Genomic DNA, 15,655 nt, shown 5'->3' on the forward strand with positions numbered 1-15,655 from the left:
TTGACTGGGACATGATGTGTCCTAGCCGCTCACGTCCTTGTGACCTATCATGTGCCGGACTGACCGAGAACTGTCACGGAACTGACGTAGTTCTGTAACTTTCTTGCGCAGAGGCTGCACTTTATGGTGCGCGCCACAAAGGAGAAAGCGCACGGGGACGGCATGCCGATTGAGACGGAGCTGAAGCTGCAGTTGCCGCAGACGCTCCAAGGGTTCGATTCACGCCTTTTATTGACGCGTCTGCAACCGAGTTTGCGCTCCAAGGGAACCAAGAAGGTTCTTCGCAACGTGTATTTCGACACGGCGGAGCGCGATCTGGCCAAGCGCGGCATAGCGCTGCGCGTGCGCGAGATTGGCCGCAAGCGGATCCAGACGCTGAAAGTGCCCAATGGCAGCGCGCTTGGGCTGCAAAGCTTTCGGGAACTGGAGGCGGAGCTTCCCAACGATCAGCCGAGCCTGGCGAAGGTCGGCGATCGCGCCCTGGCACGCGAGCTGCGGCAGGGCATTTGGCCGAAATTGCAGCCGGTCTTCTTGACAAATTTCGAGCGAACCTCCTGGCGGTTGCCCTATCGCGAGTCGGAAATAGAGGTCTCACTGGATCGCGGCAGCATTCTCGCCGGCGATCGCGAAGAGCCGATCCATGAGCTCGAGCTTGAGCTCAAAGGAGGCAATCACATCGATCTCTGGGGTGCGGCCGAGGAGTTGCTGGATATCGTGCCGTTCCGCCTTGGTCACGTGACCAAGGCTGCGCGCGGCTACGCTTTGGCCGATGCCGCTTCGCCGCAGCCGCAGAAGGCGGCGCCGGTCAAGCTGACCGACGACGACACGGTCGCGACCGCCTTCGAGAAGATCGTTGCCGGCTGTATTGCGCAGATGCAGGCCAACGAGGCTGCAATGCTGGCAACTGGCGCGGTCGAAGCAATCCATCAGTTCCGCGTCGCCTTGCGGCGGTTACGCGCCATTGTCGGCGCCTATCGCGAGTTGATCGACGATACCGTCCATGCCGCCTGGTCGATCGATCTGCGGTGGGCGCAGCGCGCCTGCGGGCCGGCGCGCGACCTGGACGTCCTGGTGCTGGAGACCCTGTCCCAGATGTCATCCCACCTGCAGCACGACGAAGCATTCCAGCGCTTCCTGCAAGTGGCGAACGAAGGGCGGGCTGTCGCGCGGCGGGAGGCGATCCAGGCCCTGCACAACCCGCGCTACGCGGCCATGCAGCTGCAATTGTTCCAGGGGCTGCACGATGGCGCATGGCGGCATGCGCTGGCCGGTCCGATCCTGGACGCGCCGGTCCGCGATTTCGCCGAGCGGCTGCTCCAGAAGCGCTACAAGCGCCTCATGAAGCTGGGCGAGCGCTGGTCGGAGCTGCCGGATGCAGAACTCCATCGCCTGCGCATCTTCGGCAAGAAGCTGCGCTACGTCTCGCTCGCCTTCTCCTCGCTGTTCAAGCCGAAGGCGACCAAGCGCTTCCAGGATCGCCTGTCGGACGTGCAGGATTGCTTGGGCGCGGTCAATGACGGCGCGGTTGGCCGGCAGTTGGTTCGACACTTGGCGGAGCGCGCCGGCGCGCAGGGCGCCCTGGAGCCGAACAACCTGCAGCGCATCCAAGGCATGGTCGTCGGATGGCAGACCCACGCTGCCCATGAAAGAATTGCAGAGTGCGCAGAAATCTGGACTACCTTTGCGGAAACCAAGCAGTTCTGGCGCATGCGCCGCTAGGCGACGCTGCTCTAGTCTCCGCGCTCGATCTGCTTCGGTGTCGCGAAATCGATGAGATGCCCGGTCTCGGCATCCGCATCGCCCCAGTCCTCGACATCGAACTCGATCACCGCAACGGCGCCCGTCGGGAATTTGCGCGCCAGATTGGCGCGGTGCTCCGCCTTGCCGTGGCTGCATAGCCAGTTGGCAAAGTCGGCAATGCCCGGATTGTGCCCGACTAGCATCACGCAATCCGGTTCGCGTCCCACCGCCTGGATCCGCCGCAGCATTTCACGCGGCGTGGCGAGATAGAGGCTTTTCAGCTTGCGGACCGTGGGCTTGACCTGCCAGCCGGCGCACACGAGGTCCAGGGTCTCCAGCGTCCGTTTGGCGGAGGAGGTGAGGACCAGGTCGGGCACCAAGCTCCGGCGGGCGAGATAGGCGCCAACCACCGGCGCAGCCTTGCGCCCGCGGCTGGACAAGGGGCGGTCGAAATCGGCCAGGCTGGGATTGTCCCACGCCGATTTGGCGTGGCGCAGCAGGATCAGTCGTTTGGGCACGGTTTGGACAGGTCCCTCGGCGGCGCTGGGCCGCTCAGTGGAGGCTATACATGCCCTCGGCCAGGGCTTGGAACAAGGTCCAAGAATGCGAAATTCGTGTTATATGATGGCAATCGCGAGCATGTCACATAACTGTCATGAATGGTCTTTAGCGTCGTTCGAATCGGCCGGAATATGATCGAGAAGACCGACAAGATAGCCGCGGCCCTTGCCGCGGGCGGAAATGGAATTGGAGCTGGAGAGCAAGCCGTGGACGACGCTGCAGCGGATCTATCGCCACTAAAGATCGGGATGACCTCGCCGAATCGCTTCATCAATCGCGAGCTGTCCTGGCTCGCCTTCAATGAACGCGTGCTGGACGAGGCGGGCAACCCCAACCACCCCTTGTTCGAGCGGTTGCGCTTCCTCTCCATCTCCGCCAACAACCTCGACGAATTCTACATGGTGCGCGTCGCCGGTCTGCGCGGGCAGATCCGGGCCGGCGTTTCCGTCACCAGCGCCGACGGCCTGACCCCCGCGCAGCAGCTGGCCGCCATCAACCGGCGCAGCGGCGAGCTGATGCGCAACCAGCAGGCCCATTGGCGACAACTGCGCCAGCTGCTGAGCGAAGCGGGCGTTGCAGTCATCGACCCCGGCGAGTTGACCGGCACGGAGAAGGCCTGGCTCGATACATTCTTCCTGGACCAGATATTTCCGGTGCTGACACCGATGGCTGTCGATCCGGCACATCCGTTCCCCTTCATGCCCAACCAGGGGTTTGCGATGGCGCTGGAACTGCGCCGCGCTAGCGACGGCAAGATGCTGCGCGCACTGCTGCCGCTGCCCTCGCAGCTGCCGCGGTTCATCCGCTTGCCTGGCGCCGATCCGAAGAACATCCGCTTCTTGACCTTCGAGGATATGGCGGGGCTCTATCTCGACCGCCTGTTCCCGCAGTTCGACGTCATCAGCAAGGGCCACTTCCGCCTGATCCGTGACAGCGAGATCGAGATCATGGAGGAAGCGGAGGATCTGGTCCGCCATTTCGAATCCGCCTTGAAGCAGCGGCGCCGCGGCACGGTCATCCGTCTCAAGGTGAATGCCGAGATGCCGGAGGACCTGCTCGCCTTCGTCATCGACGAGCTGGGCGCTGACCGTGCCGACGTGTTCCCGCTCGATGGGCTGATCGGGCTCGCCAGCACGTCCAAGCTGATCGTGGATGAGCGGCCGGACCTCAAGTTCCAGCCGTTCAATCCGCGCTTCCCGGAACGCATCCGCGATTTTGGCGGCGACTGCTTCGCCGCGATCCGGCAGAAGGACATCGTCGTCCACCATCCGTACGAGAGCTTCGACGTGGTCGTGCAGTTCATCCTGCAGGCCGCGCGCGATCCCAACGTGGTCGCCATCAAGCAGACGCTCTATCGCACGAGCGAGGACAGCCCGATCGTCAAGGCACTGATCGAGGCGGCGGAGGCAGGCAAGTCGGTCACCGCGCTGGTGGAGCTGAAGGCACGGTTCGACGAGGCGGCCAACATCCGCTGGGCGCGCGATCTGGAGCGCGCCGGCGTGCAGGTGGTCTACGGCTTCGTGGCGCTGAAGACTCACGCAAAGGTCTCGATGGTGATGCGGCGCGAGGCCGGTACCTTGCGCACCTATGTGCACTACGGCACCGGCAACTATCACCCGGTCACAGCGAAGATCTATACCGATCTCAGCTTTTTCACTTGCGACCCTGGTCTGTGCCACGACGCGGCGCGGCTGTTCAACTACATGACCGGCTATGCGACGCCCGAGGGCACGGAGAAAGTAGCGTTCGCACCTGTCACGTTGCGGCCGACCTTGCTGCGACTGATCAATGACGAGATTGAACATGTGAAGGCCGGCCGGCCCGGCTCGATCTGGGTCAAGCTGAACTCGCTGGTGGACGGTGAACTGATCGATTCGCTCTATCGCGCCAGCCAGGCGGGCGTGAAGATCGATCTGGTGGTGCGCGGCGTCTGCTGCCTCCGGCCTGGTATCCCCGGCCTGTCGGAGAACATCCGGGTGAAGAGCATCGTCGGCCGCTTCCTCGAGCATTCGCGCATCGTCTGCTTCGGCGCGGGGCAAGTCTTGCCGTCGCGCCAGGCGAAGGTATTCATTTCCTCGGCGGACTGGATGCCGCGCAACATGGATCGCCGTCTCGAGACCCTGCTGCCGATCGAGAACTCGACGGTGCATCAGCAGATCCTCGATCAGATTATGATCGCGAACCTCAAGGACAATATGCAAAGTTGGGTGTCGGATTCGAACGGCTACTATCACCGGGTCGAACCGGGCGAGGAACCGCCGTTCAGCGCCCATCACTATTTCATGACGAATCCAAGCTTGTCGGGCCGCGGCTCAGCGCTTAAGAAACGGGCCAAGACTCCCAGGCTAAATTTGTTGAAGGGTTGATGCATTGACGGCAACGCTGCGGCAAGCGGCCGCGATCGCCAAAGCGACAAAACCTGGGCGGGTCGCGGTCATCGACGTCGGATCGAATTCCGTTCGTCTTGTAGTCTACGAGAAACGCTCGCGCAGCCTGGTCCCGATCTTCAACGAGAAGGCGCTGCCTGCACTCGGCAGGGGGCTTGAGCGGACCGGCAAGCTGAATGCCGAGGGCCGCAAGGACGCGCTGATCAACATCCGCCGTTTCGTCGCGCTCACGCGCGCGATGAACGTGACGGATGTCGAGATGCTGGCGACCGCCGCCGTGCGGGACGCCAAGGACGGCAAGGAATTCGCCAAGGAGATCGAGCGGGCGACCGGCGTTGCCGTCCGGGTGATCTCAGGCGAGGAGGAGGCGCGCCTTTCCGCGATGGGCGTTCTCGCCGGCGTGCCCAAGGCCGACGGGCTGATGGGCGACCTCGGTGGCGGCAGCCTCGAACTGGTCCTGTTGAACAAAGCCAAGATCGCCCAGCAGGTGACCTTGCCGATCGGTCCTTTGCGGCTGGCGGAGGCGACCAACGGTGACCTCGATGCCGCGCAAAAGATCATCGACCAGCAGCTGGACGAGCTCGAATGGCTGCAAGAGGTGAAAGGCCGCACCTTCTATCCGGTGGGCGGCACTTGGCGCACGCTGGCGAAGATCCACATGGATCAGACGCACTATCCACTTCATGTGATCCACGAATACCGTATCGGGCGCCGCTCGGCCGAGGATCTGGCGCGGGTGGTCAGCCGCCTCGGCCGCCGCAGCCTCTCTTCATTGGAAGGCATCTCCAAACGCCGCATCGACACGCTGCCGCTGGGCGCGCTTGTCATGGAACGCCTGTTGCGCGCGGCGAAGCCCGACCGGACCCTGTTCTCCGCGTACGGACTGCGTGAAGGGTGCCTGTACGCCAAGCTCACTGCGAGCGATCAGGAGGCCGATCCCTTGCTGGTCGGTTGCGCGGATTTCGCCGGGCTGGACAGCCGTTTTGAATCGCTCAGCGACGCGCTCGACAGCTGGATCGCGCCTTTGTTCTCCGACGAGGACGACGGACGTGCGCGCCTGCGTGAAGCGGCGTGCCTGCTATCCGATCTCGGCTGGCGCGAGCATCCCGACTATCGCTCGGAACAGGCCTTCATGCGCGTCCTTCGGATGCCGGTCGCCGGTATCGACCATGCGGAGCGCGTGATCCTGGCGCTCGCCATGGCGATCCGCTACGGCGCCGACCTCGACGAGACGCACTACGCGGATCCCTTCATGCAGCTGCTGAAGGATGACGATGTCACCTATGCCTGGCGCATCGGTGCCGTCATTCGCCTGGCCTATTCGCTGAGCGGCGGCACGCTTGCCATGCTCAACCAGACCCGGGTCTCGAGAAAGGACGGCAAGATCTGCCTGCATCTGCCGCAGGAATCCCGCCTGCTGTTCGGCGAAGCTGTGCAACGCCGCCTCGACGCCGTCGGCCGCGCCTTCGACAAGGCGGTGCAGATCGTTTAGTGCGACCGGAGAACACGCCCCCATTCGTCGTGGTCGCCTGGCGCGACCATCCACGAGTTTGCTTGTGATCGCACAGCCTTGCCTAACGAAACTCGTGGATGGTCGGACCAAGTCTGACCATGACGAAGGAAGCGAAGAGCGCCGCTACTCCAGCGAGATGATCCGGATCGAGCGGCCCTTGGCGGTCAGCGCCAGCTTGCCGTGCTTCAGCGCCAGCGCTTCCTCGCCGAATACCTTGCGCCGCCAGCCGTGCAGGGCGGGCACCTTGGCATGATCGTCGGCAGCGATCCGCTCCAGGTCCGATGAGCTGGCGATCAGCTTCTGCGCCACCTCGAACTCGTCGCAGCGCAGCTTCAAGAGCACGCGCAGCAGGTCGATCAGCGGCCCCAGGCCAGGCGGGATGTCGGGACGCGGCGGCAGCTTGGGCGCTTCATTCTCCGGAATCGCGAGGCCGCGCCGCACCGCCGTCAGGATGGCCTCGCCATTGCGGCTGTCGGCGAAGCCGCGTGTCAGGCCACGGCATTGCGCCAGCTGCTCCGGAGTCTCTGGCACATGCGCGGCGATCTCGACGATGTTCTCGTCGTTCAGCACGCGGTTGCGCGGAACGTCGCGGCTCTGTGCCTCGCGCTCGCGCCAGGCGGCGACCTCCTTCAGCACGGCCAGGAAGCGCGGCTTTTCCGAGCGCGTCTTGAGCCGCTTCCACGCGTTTTCCGGATTGAACTCGTAGGTCGCGGGATCGGTCAGCAGCGCCATCTCTTCCGCGATCCATTCCAGGCGCCCGGTCTTCTCCGCCTTGTCGTGCAGCTTCTGATAGATGCCGCGCAGGTGGATGACGTCGGACAAGGCGTAGTCGAGCTGGCGCGCCGACAGCGGCCGCCGCGACCAGTCGGTGAACCGCGCCAGCTTGTCGAGCCGCACGTTGGCGAGCTTGCTGGCCAGCGTCTCATAGCTGGCGGCATCGCCGAAGCCGCACACCATTGCCAGCACCTGGGTGTCGACGATCGGCTTGGGGATGGCGCTGGTCAGGCGGAAAAAGATCTCCACGTCCTGCCGGGCGGCGTGGAAGACCTTCGTCACCTTGGTGTTCTTCAAAAGCGCGGCCAGCGGTGCAAGGTCCAGTCCCGGCGCCATGGTGTCGATCGCCGCTACCTGGTCCGCCTCAGGCCCAGCGATCTGGACCAGGCAGAGGATGGGCCAGTAGGTCTTCTCCCGCAGGAATTCGGTATCGATCGTGATGTAGGGGGCATGCGCCAAGCTGCCGCAGAAGTCGGCCAAGGCGTCGGAAGTGGTTATCAACAGGGAATGGACGGCAGGTTGTCGAGCTGTCATTGGCCGATGCTATAGCTGGTTTGCCAGAGTCTGGGAAGGGCGGGGGCTAGGGTCCCGGCGCAGCCTTGACAAAGCCCGGCTTTCCGTGGCTTCTCGCGCCCAAACCTTGGAATCTTTGAGGAAATTCACCATGCACGCCTACCGCACGCACACCTGCGGCGCGCTCCGTTTGGCCGACGTCGGCCAGCAGGTCCGGCTGTCCGGCTGGGTCCATCGCAAGCGCGATCACGGCAATCTGGTCTTCATCGACTTGCGCGACCATTACGGCCTGACCCAGTGCGTGCTGGACGTTTCTTCGCCGCTCTTCAAGGCGGTCGAGCAGACTCGAGTCGAGAGCGTGGTGACGGTGACCGGCAAGGTGGTGCAGCGCCCGCCCGAGACCGCGAATCCCAAGCTCGCGACGGGCGAGATCGAGCTGCAGATCCAGGAATACGTCGTGCAGTCCGTGGCGGACGTGGTGCCGCTGCAGGTCAACAGCGACGAGGACGCAGGTGAGGAAGTGCGCCTGCGCTATCGCTTCCTCGATCTGCGCCGTGACCGCGTGCATAGCAACATCGTGCTGCGCTCGAAGGTGATCTCTTCGATCCGCCGCCGCATGATCGAGGCGGGCTTCACTGAGTTCCAGACGCCGATCCTGACCTCGTCCTCGCCTGAGGGTGCGCGCGACTTCCTGGTGCCGGCCCGTTTGCATCCGGGCAAGTTCTATGCGCTGCCCCAGGCGCCGCAGCAGTTCAAGCAGCTGCTGATGGTGGCGGGCTTCGACCGCTATTTCCAGATCGCGCCCTGCTTCCGCGACGAGGACAGCCGCGCCGATCGCTCGCCGGGCGAGTTCTATCAGCTCGACTTCGAGATGTCGTACGTGACGCAGGAAGACGTCTTCAACACCATCGAGCCGGTGCTGCATGGCGTGTTCGAGGAGTTCGCCGGCGACCGCAAGGTATCGCCGCTGCCGTTCCCGCGCATTCCGTTCGAAGAGTCCATGCTGAAGTATGGCTCCGACAAGCCGGACTTGCGCAACCCGATCGTGATCGCAGACGTGACCGAGCCGTTCCGCGGTTCCGGCTTCGGCATTTTCGCCAAGGCGATCGATGGCGGTGCCATCGTGCGCGGCATCCCAGCGCCGGGTGCCGGTTCGAAGCCGCGCAGCTTTTTCGACAAGCTCAATGAATGGGCGCGCAGCCAAGGCGCCGGCGGCCTCGGCTATATCATCTATGAGGCGGGCGGCGCCAAGGGGCCGATTGCGAAGAACCTCGACGAAGCGCGCATTGCTGCGATCAAGTCCGCGACCGGGGCACGGGACGGCGACGCCGTGTTCTTTGCTTGCGACAAGAAGGCGGTCGCCGAGAAGTTCGCCGGCACCGTTCGCACGCGCCTGGCTGAGGAGCTGCAGCTGATCGATGTCAAGCGCTTCGAGTTCTGCTGGATCGTCGACTTCCCGATGTATGAGCTCAACGAGGAGACTGGCAAGGTCGAGTTCAGCCACAACCCGTTCTCCATGCCGCAGGGCGGTATGGACGCGCTGCTGAACAAGGACCCGCTGACCATCAAGGCGTTCCAGTACGACATCGTGTGCAACGGTGTCGAACTGTCGTCCGGCGCGATTCGCAACCATTTGCCGGAGATCATGTACAAGGCGTTCGAGATCGCAGGCTATCCGGCGAGCGAGGTCGAGTCGAAGTTCGGCGGCATGCTCAACGCCTTCAAGTTCGGCGCACCGCCCCATGGCGGCTCGGCGCCCGGCATCGATCGCATCGTCATGCTGTTGGCGGACGAGAAGAACATCCGTGAGGTCATTGCTTTCCCGCTGAATCAGCGGGCCGAGGACCTGCTGATGCAGGCGCCGGCCGAGGTCCCGCCGGCACGCCTGAAGGAATTGCATATCAGGCTTGACCTTCCCCTCAAGAAGGCCGGCCAATAGGCCCCTAGCCAGGGCAGGGCAACCTGCTTAGACTTGCCCGGCCTTGGGAGGGGTGCCGGATCAACCGGCAGGCTGGAGACACGAGGCTTGAGACAGGGACGCCTATGAGCAATCCGTTGGCCGACGGCTTCACCATGCCGGCCGAATGGGTGCCACACGAGCGATGCTGGATGGCTTGGCCAAGCCGGGCGGAGACCTGGGGCGAGCATCTGGACGGCGCCCGCGATGTCGTCGCCGAAATTGCCAATACGATCGCGCGCTTCGAGCCCGTCACCATCGTCACCAAGCCGAAGAATGTCGCCGAAGTCTCGCTGCTGACCGCGAACGGTGTTGCGCAGGTTTCGCTGCCGCATGACGATTGCTGGATCCGCGACTACGGTCCGACGTTCCTGATGAACCCGGCGAAGGGCGTGGCCGGCGTCGCCTGGCGCTGGAATGCCTGGGGCTTCCGCTACGAGGATCACGAGCGCGACGCCAAGGTGGCGGAAGAGGTGCTAAAGCATCTCGAGATGCGCGCCTATTCCCACAATCTGGTGCTGGAAGGCGGCGGGGTCGATGTCGACGGCGAAGGGACGGTGATCGCCAGCGAAGCGACACTGCTCAACCCCAACCGCAATCCCAACATGACGCGCGAGCAGATCGAAGAGGTCCTGATCGAGTATCTCGGCGTGCAGCAGGTGATCTGGCTGGGTGAGGGGTTGCAGGACGACATCACCGGCGGGCAGATCGGCAACGTCGCACGTTTCGTTCGGCCCGGCGTGGTGCTGGCCTTGAGCTGCGCCGATCCCGCCGATCCTAACCACAAGATCCTCACCGACAACATCCAGCGCCTGAAGGCCGCGCGCAACGCCAAGGGCCAGCAGCTCGAGGTGGTGGAGGTGGAGCAGCCCCGGCCCCTGTTCGATCCGGACGGAAAGCGGCTCGCGCTGTCCTATGTCAATTTCTACATGCCCAACGACGGCGTCGTGATGCCGGCTTTCGATGACGGTGCCAGCGACCGCAAGGCCTTCGACGTCATGAGCAAGCTATTCCCGAAGCGCGAGGTCGTGCAGATCCCCGCGCTGGAGCTGGCCTATGGCGGCGGCGGCGGTATTCATGCCTTCACGCTGCCGCAGCCTGTCGGCACTATTGTAAAGCCGGCTTGATTTCCAGGAGGATCGCATGTTGAAGCTGTTCTATGCACCGGGCAGCTGCGCGCTCGCGTCTCACATTGCATTGGAAGAAGCAGGCGCCGAATACACGGCGTACCGGATGGATTTGAAGGCCGGTGATCAGCGCAAGCCGGAATATCTCGCTACCAATCCGAAGGGCAGGGTGCCTGCCCTGGTGACGGATCGCGGCATCCTGACCGAGAACGTCGCGATCCTGGCATTCGTTGCGCAGAGCTTTCCGAAAGCCGGGCTCGCGCCGCTCAACGACCCATTCGCCTTCGCCGAGATCCAAGCGTTCAACAGCTATCTGGCCTCCACGGTGCACGTCGCGCATGCGCATCGCAACCGCGGCTATCGCTGGGCCGACAATCAGTCTTCATTCGATGATATGAGGCGCAAGGCTCCCGAAACCATCAGCGCCTGCTTCGACCTCATCGAGCGCCAGATGTTGAAAGGCCCTTGGGTCATGGGCGAGGCTTACACGATCTGCGATCCGTATCTCTTCACCATCGCGGAATGGCTCGAGGGCGACGGCGTCGACCCGACGCGCTTTCCCAAGGTGCACGACCATCGCCGCCGCATGTACGAGCGCCCCGCTGTGAAGCGCGCGCTGGCGGAAGAGGGTAGAGGATAACTGCGCTCGCACCCAATGCCGTCATGGCAAGGCTTGCCTTGCCATCCACGAGGTTGTTTGGGCGAGACCGTGCTGTCGCCGGCAAACTCGTGGATGCCAGTGTCAAGCACTGGCATGACGAAATGTTGGGCGCGGTGGCTGACCTACAGGTACTTACACCACCCGATCCGGCAGCTCCTGCCCCGCGAAGAACGCGTCCAGATTGTCCAGCGCCTTGAAGCCCATGGCGTTGCGAGTCTCGACCGTCGCGCTGCCGAGGTGCGGCAGCAGGAAAACGTTGGGCAGCTCGCGGTAGCCGGGATGGATGTTGGGCTCGTTCTCGAACACATCGAGCCCGGCCGCAAACAGCTTTCCGGATTTCAGCGCGGCGGTGAGCCCGTTGTCGTCGACCAGCGGCCCGCGCGACGTATTCACCACGATCGCCCTGTCCGGCAGGCGGGCGATGCGCTCGGTGTTCAGCCAGTGATGGGTCTCCGGTCCGCCTGGCGCGTTGATCGACAGGAAATCGCACAGGGGCAGCATCTCGTCCGCGCTGGCGTGATAGATCGCGCCGTGCTCGAGATGCGCGGCCAAGCGGCGGCGGTTGAAGTAGTGGATCTGCATGTCGAAGGCCCGCGCACGCTTGGCGACTGCCTGGCCGATACGACCCATGCCGAAGATGCCGAGCCGCTTGCCGGTCATATGGATGCCCAGCATGTAGGTGGTGGACCAGGACTTCCACGTTGCCTCGCGCACCGCCCGCTCGCCCTCGTAGGCCCGGCGCGCGGCACCCAGCATGAGCAATAGCGCGATGTCCGCCGTCGCATCGGTTAGCACGTCCGGTGTGTTGGAGACGGGAAGGCCGCGGGCCTTGGCGGCATTGAGGTCGATATGCTCGTAGCCGACCGAGAAGGTCGCGATCATCTTGACCGATTTCGGCAGGCGGCCGATCACCTCGGCGGTCAGCTTGTCGGTCGGCGTCACCAGCAGCGCGTCGGCACCTTCGGCGCCGGTCACCAGCTGGTCCGGCGATAGGACCCCATCGTGCTCGTTCAGCCGCGCCTCGTAAGCCGAGGTCAGGCGATGCGTCACGGCATCGGGCAGCCGGCGGGTGACAAAGATGATCGGCTTCTGCGGCATGGAACCCTCTGGAATCCTCGAGATTTCTATTGGTGGAGGGCCCTATCATGGCGATGCTGCCCATGCGATAATTTCTGAAAACGGCCCCGATTGGTGAAGAGGCGACAGGTGACCGACTCCCGTGTGCAAAGGCAAATCGTTGGAATGGCAAAAGGTCTCGCCGTCTCGGCGAGCCTCCTAGTATTGCCCGGCGCGAGCGCGGATGCCGCCCAGCTGATGCCGCATCGCGCCATCTATGAGCTAACCGGCAAGTCCGCCGGCGGTTTCGGGCGCAGTGGCTCCCTGCACGGCCTTCTCACTTATGAGCTGATGGAGGACTGTGACGGCTGGAGTGTCAACCAGAAGGCCGGCCTCGACGTCTCCGCAGCGGAGGGCGCGGGCCACCGCTTCGAATGGAGCCAGGCCACGTGGGAAGCCAAGGATGGCAGCAGCTACCGTTATTTCATCAAGGATAGCCAGGACGGCACCACCGGCAATCAACGCCGCGGGGAGCTCGTCTATCCCGAGCCCGGCGCCACCGGCAAGCTAACGACCGAGCTGCCGGCGCGCGGCGAGGCAGACGTCCCGCCGGCCCTGCTGCCCGTGCAGCATACGCTCGAGCTGCTGGAGCGGGCGAAAGCCGGCGACACGATCTACCTAGCGAAGATCTTCGATGCGACGGTGGATGAAAAGCCGGTCGAGATCAGCGCCACCTTCGGCCCGTCGCTGCCGCAGTCGGAATTGCAGGCAGAGGCGTTCGCACCGCTAATAAACGTCCCGTCCCGCCACATCGATTTCGCGTTCTTCGTGAAGAACCTGCCCGACGGCACGCCGGACTTCGAGCAGAGCATCGAGCTGTTCGAGAACGGTGTCGTCTCCCGCGTGAGCTTCGAGTTTGGCGGACTGCCAGTCCTCGGCAAGCTACGCAAGCTGGAAATGCTCGAACCGCAGACATGCGAATAGTTCGGGGGCATTAGATGATGCGGTGGAGTTACGGCGCATTGCTCAGAGTTTCGCGATCGTGAGCGAATCCTCCTCGCCGCCGAAATACTTCTCCAGGGCATCGCGAAACAGCGGATCCTCGGGTGCGGCATGGGCGAAGAGCGTGAGGCAGGAATGGAATTTCATGTCGTCGGGAGACCCGAGAATCTGGTGCGCCGATCGCCGTTCGACCAGCATCACGAGACGCGTGCATTCCCGCAGCCGCGGCCCGAGGGTCGGGTGCTTCAGATAGGCCTCGGCTTCATCCAGCGATGAAATGGCATAGCGCTGCGCCATCGCGCTGCGGCCGAGCCCGGCGATCTGCGGAAAGATGAACCACATCCAGTGGCTCTGCTTGCGGCCGTTTCTCAGCTCACCGCGAACGCGGTCATAGACCGGATTCTGCGCGTCCACGAAGCGCTGCAGGTCATAGGGATCATCTGCGCTCGGCATGACCGCCTCTGCTCACCGCCGCTTGAACTCCAGGCCGCGACCCTTGCCGATGCTGCCCTTGCCCAGCTTGGCGCGCACCGCGTCGATCGCGGCCTCGACCTTGCGGCGCTGTGCCGCGCCGGGGTCGGCGAGATCCATGGGGTCCGCGTCGGCCGCGTCGCGGATGTCGCCGACGCCAATGCCGATCAGGCGATAACGCATCCCGGTCGCTTCCCGCTGCAACATCGTGCGGCCGGAGCGGAACAGGGTTTCCGCCAGTTGGGTCGGCGCGTTCAGCGACATCTGGCGCGAGATGATGCGGAAGCCGCCCGTCTTGAGCTTGAGATGGACATTGCCGCCGGCGAGTCCGGCCCGCTTGAGCCGGTCCGATACCTTTTCGCACAAGGGCCAGAGCTCGCGCGCCAGGTCATCGAACTCCGCAATGTCGATATCGAACGTCGTCTCTGCAGAAATGCTCTTGGCTTCGGAGTCCGGATCGACGATGCGCTCGTCATGGCCGCGCGCCAAGTGCCAGAGATGCCCGCCCAATTTGCCGTAACGCGCGACCAGGTCGCGCTCCGCCATGGACTGGATCTGGCCCAAGGTCGTGAGCCCGTCCTTCGCCAGGCTTTCGCTGGTCTTCTGACCGATGCCCCACACGAAGCGAACGGGCTTCTCGGCGAGGAAGGAGAGGGTCTCGGCCTTGCCAATGACGGAAAAGCCGCGCGGCTTGTTAAGGTCGGAGGCGATCTTGGCCAGGAACTTGTTGTGGCTGAGGCCGATCGAAACCGTGAGGCCGACCTCGCGCTCGATCTTCAGCGCCAGACGAGCCAGGCTTTCCGCCGGGCTGCTCTTGTGCAGCTTCTCCGTGCCGGTGAGGTCGAGGAAGGCTTCGTCGATCGACAGGGGCTCGACCAGGGGCGTCAGTTCCAGCATGAGCGCGCGCACTTCTTTGCCCGCCTTCTGGTATTTCGCCATGTTGGGCGGCAAGATAATGGCCTCCGGGCAAAGTTTCCTAGCCTTGAACATCGGCATGGCCGACCGGACGCCCGAGATTCGCGCAATATAACAGGCGGTTGAGACGACACCGCGGGTGCCGCCGCCAATGATGAGCGGCCTGTCACGTAAGTCGGGGGTTGTCGCGCTTTTCGATCGCAGCGTAAAAAGCGTCGCAATCAATATGCGCTATCGTGAGGCCGAAGAGCTCGGCGTGACGGGTCAGACGTGGCGAGCGGCAATAGGGGCAGCGCCCCGAGGCGGCGGCTTCTGGCGGAAGGCGGGTGCAGCAATCCCGGCAGAACCCATTCGGGGATTGGTCGTGCTCCGATCCGGCATTTGGCATAGAGCGGGCGCCTAACCAAAAGAGTTAATTCAAGGTTGAACGATTTGTTTACCAATGTCCAATTATGCATAAGTTGGGTGAGGCTTGCCCGTAAGGATCGAGTCGATGGGGTGGGGCAGGATCACCAGCAACTTGGCCGATTTGCCCTGGGGACTATCGGGCCGGAGGACCAATGCTTGAGAGGCAACAGATGACGCCGGAGGAAAAGCGCCGCCGCGCGTCCGAGAAGACGATCCTGATCGTCGAAGACAACGAGCTGAACATGAAGCTCTTCCACGATCTGATCCAGGCGCATGGGTACAATATTCTGCAGACCAAGGACGGCATGGAAGCGCTGAAGCTCGCGCGTCAGCACAAGCCAGACCTGATCCTGATGGACATCCAGCTGCCGGAGGTATCCGGTCTGGAAGTCACCAAGTGGATCAAGGAAGACGATAACCTCAAATCCATTCCCATCATTGCTGTCACGGCATTCGCGATGAAGGGCGACGAAGAGAAAATCCGCGAAGGTGGGTGTGAAGCCTATATCGCCAAGCCGATCTCCGTCGTTCAATTCCTGGAAACCGTCGACCGCTTCTTGCAGTAGGTCG

General features: G+C 63.5%; 13 protein-coding genes. 8 read left to right on the top strand and 5 right to left on the bottom strand.

The genetic code is table 11. The features are described from left to right. The first annotated feature begins 162 nt into the window (after positions 1 to 162). Positions 163 to 1,719, top strand: coding sequence for a CYTH and CHAD domain-containing protein (locus DTX69_RS14370; RefSeq protein ID WP_162917176.1), 1,557 nt, complete (start codon positions 163 to 165; stop codon positions 1,717 to 1,719). An 11-nt stretch (positions 1,720 to 1,730) separates the two neighbouring features. Here DTX69_RS14370 and DTX69_RS14375 read toward each other — a convergent pair whose 3' ends face one another. Further along, entirely contained in the window at positions 1,731 to 2,258 is a 528-nt protein-coding gene (locus DTX69_RS14375; RefSeq protein WP_162917177.1) for a SixA phosphatase family protein, read from the bottom strand. 291 nt (positions 2,259 to 2,549) lie between these two features. Here DTX69_RS14375 and DTX69_RS14380 point away from each other — a divergent pair, with 291 nt between their 5' ends. Beyond that, positions 2,550 to 4,667, top strand: a complete 2,118-nt coding sequence (locus DTX69_RS14380) for an RNA degradosome polyphosphate kinase (protein ID WP_284735794.1) — start codon at positions 2,550 to 2,552, stop codon at positions 4,665 to 4,667. Between the two features lie 4 nt (positions 4,668 to 4,671). Beyond that, the gene (gene ppx, locus DTX69_RS14385; protein WP_284735770.1) at positions 4,672 to 6,180 is read left to right on the top strand and encodes an exopolyphosphatase; all 1,509 of its coding nucleotides are present in this window, start codon (positions 4,672 to 4,674) and stop codon (positions 6,178 to 6,180) included. A 144-nt stretch (positions 6,181 to 6,324) separates the two neighbouring features. On the opposite strand, the gene rnd is transcribed toward ppx, so the two are convergent. Then, on the bottom strand, positions 6,325 to 7,509 hold the full coding sequence (rnd, locus tag DTX69_RS14390; RefSeq protein ID WP_119302233.1) for a ribonuclease D: 1,185 nt from the start codon (positions 7,507 to 7,509) through the stop codon (positions 6,325 to 6,327). A 130-nt stretch (positions 7,510 to 7,639) separates the two neighbouring features. Here rnd and aspS point away from each other — a divergent pair, with 130 nt between their 5' ends. From aspS to DTX69_RS14405, 3 genes are all read left to right on the top strand, one after another. Continuing rightward, positions 7,640 to 9,427, top strand: coding sequence for an aspartate--tRNA ligase (aspS, locus tag DTX69_RS14395; RefSeq protein ID WP_119302234.1), 1,788 nt, complete (start codon positions 7,640 to 7,642; stop codon positions 9,425 to 9,427). A gap of 104 nt (positions 9,428 to 9,531) precedes the next feature. After that, entirely contained in the window at positions 9,532 to 10,572 is a 1,041-nt protein-coding gene (locus DTX69_RS14400; protein ID WP_119302235.1) for an agmatine deiminase family protein, read from the top strand. A 16-nt stretch (positions 10,573 to 10,588) separates the two neighbouring features. Beyond that, the gene (locus DTX69_RS14405) at positions 10,589 to 11,212 is read left to right on the top strand and encodes a glutathione S-transferase family protein (protein WP_119302236.1); all 624 of its coding nucleotides are present in this window, start codon (positions 10,589 to 10,591) and stop codon (positions 11,210 to 11,212) included. A gap of 153 nt (positions 11,213 to 11,365) precedes the next feature. Here the strand turns inward: DTX69_RS14405 and DTX69_RS14410 are convergent, their stop codons facing one another. After that, entirely contained in the window at positions 11,366 to 12,331 is a 966-nt protein-coding gene (locus DTX69_RS14410; protein WP_119302237.1) for a 2-hydroxyacid dehydrogenase, read from the bottom strand. A gap of 144 nt (positions 12,332 to 12,475) precedes the next feature. Between DTX69_RS14410 and DTX69_RS14415 the strand changes: the two genes are divergently transcribed. Further along, the gene (locus DTX69_RS14415) at positions 12,476 to 13,273 is read left to right on the top strand and encodes an EipB family protein (RefSeq protein ID WP_119302238.1); all 798 of its coding nucleotides are present in this window, start codon (positions 12,476 to 12,478) and stop codon (positions 13,271 to 13,273) included. A 42-nt stretch (positions 13,274 to 13,315) separates the two neighbouring features. Here the strand turns inward: DTX69_RS14415 and DTX69_RS14420 are convergent, their stop codons facing one another. Then, complete coding sequence (locus DTX69_RS14420; RefSeq protein WP_119302239.1) at positions 13,316 to 13,744, bottom strand: DUF1810 domain-containing protein; 429 nt, start codon at positions 13,742 to 13,744, stop codon at positions 13,316 to 13,318. Positions 13,745 to 13,756: 12 nt separating this feature from the next. After that, positions 13,757 to 14,902 carry a DNA polymerase IV gene (locus DTX69_RS14425; RefSeq protein WP_322090890.1) on the bottom strand — a complete coding sequence of 382 codons (1,146 nt, stop codon included), beginning with the start codon at positions 14,900 to 14,902 and terminating at the stop codon, positions 13,757 to 13,759. A 335-nt stretch (positions 14,903 to 15,237) separates the two neighbouring features. Between DTX69_RS14425 and DTX69_RS14430 the strand changes: the two genes are divergently transcribed. Next, positions 15,238 to 15,651 (top strand): response regulator, encoded by a 414-nt coding sequence (locus tag DTX69_RS14430; protein WP_407643986.1) that lies wholly within the window; start codon positions 15,238 to 15,240, stop codon positions 15,649 to 15,651. Positions 15,652 to 15,655 lie beyond the last annotated feature (4 nt).

The sequence above is a fragment of the Dongia deserti genome (assembly GCF_003574735.1).
GTDB lineage: Bacteria > Pseudomonadota > Alphaproteobacteria > Dongiales > Dongiaceae > Dongia_A > Dongia_A deserti.

What these genes read in the sequence shown, in the direction of transcription:
- DTX69_RS14410 (WP_119302237.1), bottom strand. Translation starts at nt 12,331, where the DNA reads ATGCCGCAGAAGCCGATCATCTTTGTCACCCGCCGGCTGCCCGATGCC.
- rnd (WP_119302233.1), bottom strand. Translation starts at nt 7,509, where the DNA reads ATGACAGCTCGACAACCTGCCGTCCATTCCCTGTTGATAACCACTTCC.
- DTX69_RS14380 (WP_284735794.1), top strand. Translation starts at nt 2,550, where the DNA reads ATGACCTCGCCGAATCGCTTCATCAATCGCGAGCTGTCCTGGCTCGCC.
- DTX69_RS14420 (WP_119302239.1), bottom strand. Translation starts at nt 13,744, where the DNA reads ATGCCGAGCGCAGATGATCCCTATGACCTGCAGCGCTTCGTGGACGCG.
- DTX69_RS14430 (WP_407643986.1), top strand. Translation starts at nt 15,238, where the DNA reads ATGCTTGAGAGGCAACAGATGACGCCGGAGGAAAAGCGCCGCCGCGCG.
- DTX69_RS14370 (WP_162917176.1), top strand. Translation starts at nt 163, where the DNA reads ATGCCGATTGAGACGGAGCTGAAGCTGCAGTTGCCGCAGACGCTCCAA.
- DTX69_RS14415 (WP_119302238.1), top strand. Translation starts at nt 12,476, where the DNA reads ATGGCAAAAGGTCTCGCCGTCTCGGCGAGCCTCCTAGTATTGCCCGGC.
- aspS (WP_119302234.1), top strand. Translation starts at nt 7,640, where the DNA reads ATGCACGCCTACCGCACGCACACCTGCGGCGCGCTCCGTTTGGCCGAC.
- DTX69_RS14400 (WP_119302235.1), top strand. Translation starts at nt 9,532, where the DNA reads ATGAGCAATCCGTTGGCCGACGGCTTCACCATGCCGGCCGAATGGGTG.
- DTX69_RS14405 (WP_119302236.1), top strand. Translation starts at nt 10,589, where the DNA reads ATGTTGAAGCTGTTCTATGCACCGGGCAGCTGCGCGCTCGCGTCTCAC.